This is a genomic window from Caballeronia sp. LZ032 (assembly GCF_031451315.1).
Taxonomy (GTDB): domain Bacteria; phylum Pseudomonadota; class Gammaproteobacteria; order Burkholderiales; family Burkholderiaceae; genus Caballeronia.
This window is the reverse complement of sequence record NZ_JARUXP010000019.1, coordinates 1-5,248: the sequence shown is the minus strand read 5'-3', so window position 1 is coordinate 5,248 and position 5,248 is coordinate 1. Positions and strand designations below refer to the sequence as shown.

Genomic DNA, 5,248 nt, shown 5'->3' with positions numbered 1-5,248 from the left:
GAACCGATGAACCCGCGCGAGCGCTGCACGCCGGCTTCGGTGGCGGCGCACACGCTGTACGAGAAGACGCGTCCGGATTTGCTGACGGGCCCGGGCGGCATGCTGGACCTGCGCGAGGCGACCTACGAACAGCTCACGGAGCGGGCAGTGCGGGTGCGCGGCAGCCGCTTCATTCCGGCCGAAGACTACACGGTGAAGCTCGAAGGCGCGGGCGTGGTAGGCATGCGCACGATCTTCATCGGCGGGATCCGCGATCCGATCCTGGTCGAGCAGATCGACACCTTCCTCGAAGGCATCAAGCAGCAGGCGCACGAGACGTATCCGGAGTTGCGCTCGGGCGAAGCGACGCTGAACTTCCACGTGTACGGCAAGAACGGCGTGATGGGCAGCTTCGAGCCGCAGACACAAGCGGTGCCGCACGAGATCGGCTTGCTGGGTGAAGTGACGGCAGCGAACCAGGAACTGGCGAATGCGATTTGCAGCAGCGTGCGTATCGATGTGCTGCACACGCCGTATCCGGGACAGGTGGCGACGGCCGGTAACTTCGCGATTCCGCTGAACCCGCCGGAGAACCCAATCGGGCCGGTGTGCAAGTTCACGGTGTATCACGTGATGAAGATCGACTCGGCGGAGTCGCTGTTTCCGGTTGAGATCGTGGAGGTGGGCGCATGAGCACGGTGCAGACACAAAACAAGACGCTGCGCGAACTGGCGAAGGTGGTGCGCAGCAAGAACTCGGGTCCGTTCGAGATCACGTTCGACGTGATCTTCGACGAACCAACGCTATACGAACGCGTGAAGGCGAGCGGAGTGCTGACCGAGGCGCTGATCTGCAAGCTGTACAACGTGACGAAGGAAGACATCGTGACCCTGATGTTCTTCGACCCGGCGCGCGCTTTCAAGCTGACGCTGAAGCGTGCGTGGGCGCAGGGCAGTGTGGGCGAGCGCGACACATTCGGCGCGCAGCAGCACGCACCGTTGCTGACGATTGAAATTCCCGGCGTCTGATAACGCCGACAAGAACGAGGAGGCATGCTCAACATGGCAAACAACACTTCGCGTCAGATGACGCTCATCGGTTTCCTGCAGGCTCAGAACTGCTCGACCTATCCCGGCTCCTGGCGTCATAGCGGCGCGATGCAGGACTTCATGTCGCCGGAGTATTACCAGCGCATTGCGCGCACGCTGGAGGAGGGCAAGTTCCATCTGGCCTTCTTCGATGATCGTCTCGCGATGCCGGACATCTACGGCAACGATCATGCGCAGACGGTGGAGCATGGTGTGCGCGCCGTGAAGATGGACCCGTCGCCGATCGTGACCGCGATGGCCATGGCCACGACGCACCTGGGCTTGGGCGCCACGTACTCGACGACCTACTACGAGCCGTACCACATCGCGCGTCACTTCGCGACGCTGGACCTGATGACGAAGGGCCGTGTCGCGTGGAACGTGGTGACGTCGCTGAACGATTCGGAAGCGGCGAACTTCGGTCGCGACATGCATCTCGAGCATGACTTGCGTTACGATCGCGCCGACGAATTTCTCGAGACCGTGATGGGTCATTGGGATTCGTGGGAGAGCGATGCGCTGATCCTCGACAAGGAGAGCGGCCGTTTCGCCGATCCGGCCAAGGTGCATCGACTCGATCACAGGGGCGAGTACTTCAAGTCGCGCGGACCGCTCACGGTGCCGCGTTCGCAACAGGGTCATCCGGTGTTGATCCAGGCGGGGCAGAGCGGCCGTGGCCGTGCGTTTGCATCGCGCTGGGGCGAGCTGATCTTCGTCGTGTACCCGAACCTTGCAGCGGGCAAGAAGCAGTATGCCGAGCTGAAGCAGGCGGTGTCGGCGGCGGGGCGCGATCCGGAGAAGGTCAAGGTATCGACGGCGTGTTACACGGTGGTCGCCGAATCGGAAGAGATTGCGCAGCAGGAGCGCGAGTACATCGATTCGCTGGCGAAGCCGATCGACTCGCTGACGCTGCTGTGCGAAGTGCTCAACACGGACTTCTCGAAGCGCGACTACGACGCGCCGTTCACTGATGCCGAGATGAAGGCCATTTCGGGCTGGACGGGTTTCCGCGATCGCGTGGTGATGTTGTCGGGCAAGCAGAATCCGTCGGTGCGTGATTTCGTCGAGTTCTCGAATCGTGCGCGCCTGAATGAGTTCCCGGTGTTCGCGGGCACGGCTAAGACGGTGGCTGACCAGATGGAGCAATGGTTTGTCGAAGGCGGTTGCGACGGCTTCGTGATTTCGCCGACGCACGTTCCTGGCGGCTATGAGGACTTCGTGCGCCAGGTGGTGCCGGAGTTGCAGCGTCGCGGCGTGTTCCGCAAGGACTACGACGGCACGACGTTGCGCGAGAACCTTGGCTTGTCGAAGCCGGATGCGGGCGACTGGCGCAAGCAGGCTTTCGCGGGCGTGAATGGCGAGGCGGAGCGCAAGGCGGGCTAAGGCTTCACACCATCGATCAAGCAAGAACAAAGCGCCCGGCCTGACCGGGCGCACCCCTTGGAGACAGACATGGCAGAAATCGCCGACATCCGGCGGGTGGCGCTTGCGAGCACCATCGGCACGACCCTCGAGTGGTACGACTTCTTCATCTTCGCGTCCGCGGCGGCGCTCGTTTTCAGCAAGCTGTTCTTTCCGACTTTCGATCCGGTGGCGGGCACGATTGCATCGCTTGCGAGCTTTGCGGTGGGCTTCATTGCGCGGCCGGTGGGTGGAGCGGTGTTCGGGCATTTTGGCGACCGTATTGGCCGCAAGGCGATGCTGGTCCTGAGTCTCACGATGATGGGCGGCGTGACGTTCCTGATTGGCTTGTTGCCGACGTATGCGAGCGCGGGCATTGCTGCGCCGATCTTGCTGACGGTATTGCGTTTCGTGCAGGGTTTCGCGGTGGGTGGCGAGTGGGGTGGTGCGACGTTGATGGTGATCGAGCATGCGCCTGCGAAGAAGCGCGGCTTTTATGGCAGCTGGCCGCAGATGGGTATTCCGGGCGCGTTGATTCTTTCGACGGGCGCGATGGCGGCGACGACTGCGTTGACTACGCCGGAGCAGTTTGCTGCGTGGGGATGGCGGGTGCCGTTCTTGTTGTCGGGGATTCTGGTGGTGGTCGGGATTGTGATTCGGCGGCGTCTGGCGGAATCGCCGAGCATCGAGCGCATGCGCCGCAAGCATGACACGCCGAGTGTGCCGATTGCGACGCTGCTGAAGCGTCATAAGCGTACGACGTTCTTGCTCGTGGCTTCGCAGGCGGTGCAGTGTGCGGGCTTTTATGTCGTGGCGGTGTATTCGCTGGTTTATCTCACGCAGAACCTGCATTTGCCGCGGAGTGACGCGTTGCGGGCGTTGATGATTGCGGCGGCGTGTACGCTGGTGGCCCATCCTACGTTTGGGGCGCTTTCGGATCGCATCGGGCGTAAGCGGGTTTTTATGGGGGGGATGATTTTTCTTGGGCTGTTCATTTACCCGTACTTCATGTTGCTCAATACCGGGAGCTATCCGCTGATCGTGCTCGCGATGAGTCTTGCGATGGCGGTTGGAGGAGGGTCTGTTCAGGCGGCACAGCCTAGCCTATTTGCCGAGCAATATTCGTCAGGGGTGCGGTATAGCGGGGTGTCGTTGGCTTATCAGCTTGCCACGGTGTCGTGGAGTGGCCCCACGCCGGTGATTGCGGCGATGTTGATCGCCTGGGCAGGCGGGTATTGGCCTCTTGTTGGGTACATTATTTTCCTGGCGGTTATTTCGGTCGTTTCCATCGTTCCGCTCAGGGAAGCTGCGGGGGTCGAGCTTTCTTCTCTCGAGGAATCTATCGAAGAGGATGCTCCCAGGTTTGCGCGGGGCGCCGCCGCGCGGTGAGGGTTTTAATTTTGCTCGCGCTTCGATGGACTTCCCGTATTCGCGTCGGTCTATTAGCACTGCCCCTCCCCGGGGCGGGGGTAACTTTCTTTGCCGCTGCAAAGAAAGTCACCAAAGAAAGCAGCTTTCTTACCGCCCAAGGAACACCAGCGGCACGACACAGAATTGCCTCACTGGCCCGGCAGTAGAGAGTGCCCTCATAGGCCCCATCGGGCGTGGATCGCGGACCCACTGTGCAACCGCGCCCCCAAACAAACTGGTGCAGCACCTGAAAGCGCCGACCCAGCGCTGCGCGCTGCCGAAGGGTATGCAAGGGAAACCGGTGGGAGGTAAAAGCTATGAGATGGATCCATTGGCGAGGAAGCATGGGCAGCCCAGCCCCGGTTGACCGGACGGCGGCGCGAAGCGCAGCGCCGGAGCATGCAAGGGCTGCACCAGTTTGTTCTGTGGTGCGCTTACACAGTGGGTCCGCGATCCACGCCCGGTGTGGCCTATGAGGGCACTCTCTACTGCAGTGCCAGAAACATGGTTTTGTGCTGCGCCCATAGGATGACGCTGGGCGAGAAAAAAAGCTGCTTTCTTTGGTGACTTTCTTTGCAGCGGCAAAGAAAGTTACCCCCGCCCCGGGGAGGGGCAGTGCTAACAGACCGACGCGAACACAGGAAGTCCATCGAAGCGCTAGCGAACCAAAAAAACCGGAGAAAACAATGACCTTGAAAGATCAACTAAAAGACCCGACCTTGCTGCGCAACGCAGCCTACATCAACGGTGAATGGCAACAATCCCACACTGGCGAAACCTTCGAAGTAAAGAACCCTGCGACGGGCGAATCCCTTGGCTCCGTGCCCAAGATGGGCACAACCGAAACCCGCCGTGCGATCGAAGCAGCGAACGCTGCGTGGCCCGCCTGGCGCAAGAAGACCGCGAAGGAACGCGCGGCCGTGATGCGCAAGTGGTTCGACTTGATGACAGAAAACGCCGATGACCTCGCGCTGATCCTGACCACTGAACAAGGCAAGCCGCTCGCCGAAGCCAAGGGCGAAATCACCTACGCGGCGTCGTTCATCGAATGGTTCGCGGAAGAAGGCAAGCGCGTCGCCGGCGATACCCTCGCTACTCCGGCGGCAGACAAACGCATCGTCGTGACGAAGGAGCCGATCGGCGTATGCGCGGCGATCACGCCATGGAACTTCCCGGCAGCAATGATCACCCGCAAGGTCGGCCCCGCGCTCGCAGCCGGTTGCCCGATCGTGGTGAAACCAGCAGAAGCCACCCCATTCTCGGCCTTCGCCATGGCCGTGCTCGCCGAACGCGCCGGCATTCCGAAGGGCGTGCTGAGCATCCTCACCGGCGACCCGAAAGCCATCGGCGAGGAAATGACCGGCAATCCG

At 61.6% G+C, this 5,248-nt stretch carries 4 protein-coding genes and 1 pseudogene; all 5 read left to right on the top strand.

Annotated features, from left to right (window positions below; genetic code table 11):
* Positions 1 to 672: pseudogene (locus QCE69_RS39040) on the top strand (acyclic terpene utilization AtuA family protein); the annotation flags it as partial.
* On the top strand, positions 669 to 1,007 hold the full coding sequence (locus QCE69_RS39035; RefSeq protein WP_309936110.1) for a DUF4387 domain-containing protein: 339 nt from the start codon (positions 669 to 671) through the stop codon (positions 1,005 to 1,007). The pseudogene QCE69_RS39040 and the gene QCE69_RS39035, both read left to right, overlap by 4 nt.
* A 33-nt stretch (positions 1,008 to 1,040) precedes the next feature.
* Positions 1,041 to 2,450 (top strand): LLM class flavin-dependent oxidoreductase, encoded by a 1,410-nt coding sequence (locus QCE69_RS39030; RefSeq protein WP_309927956.1) that lies wholly within the window; start codon positions 1,041 to 1,043, stop codon positions 2,448 to 2,450.
* 69 nt (positions 2,451 to 2,519) lie between these two features.
* On the top strand, positions 2,520 to 3,857 hold the full coding sequence (locus tag QCE69_RS39025) for an MFS transporter (RefSeq protein WP_309936109.1): 1,338 nt from the start codon (positions 2,520 to 2,522) through the stop codon (positions 3,855 to 3,857).
* Positions 3,858 to 4,564: 707 nt separating this feature from the next.
* Positions 4,565 to 5,248, top strand: a 684-nt coding sequence (locus QCE69_RS39020; protein WP_309936113.1) for an aldehyde dehydrogenase family protein, incomplete at its 3' end; no start/stop codon positions are given.

Excerpts from the sequence above, each read along its gene's own strand:
- QCE69_RS39035 (WP_309936110.1), top strand. The coding sequence starts at position 669 with ATGAGCACGGTGCAGACACAAAACAAGACGCTGCGCGAACTGGCGAAG.
- QCE69_RS39030 (WP_309927956.1), top strand. The coding sequence starts at position 1,041 with ATGGCAAACAACACTTCGCGTCAGATGACGCTCATCGGTTTCCTGCAG.
- QCE69_RS39025 (WP_309936109.1), top strand. The coding sequence starts at position 2,520 with ATGGCAGAAATCGCCGACATCCGGCGGGTGGCGCTTGCGAGCACCATC.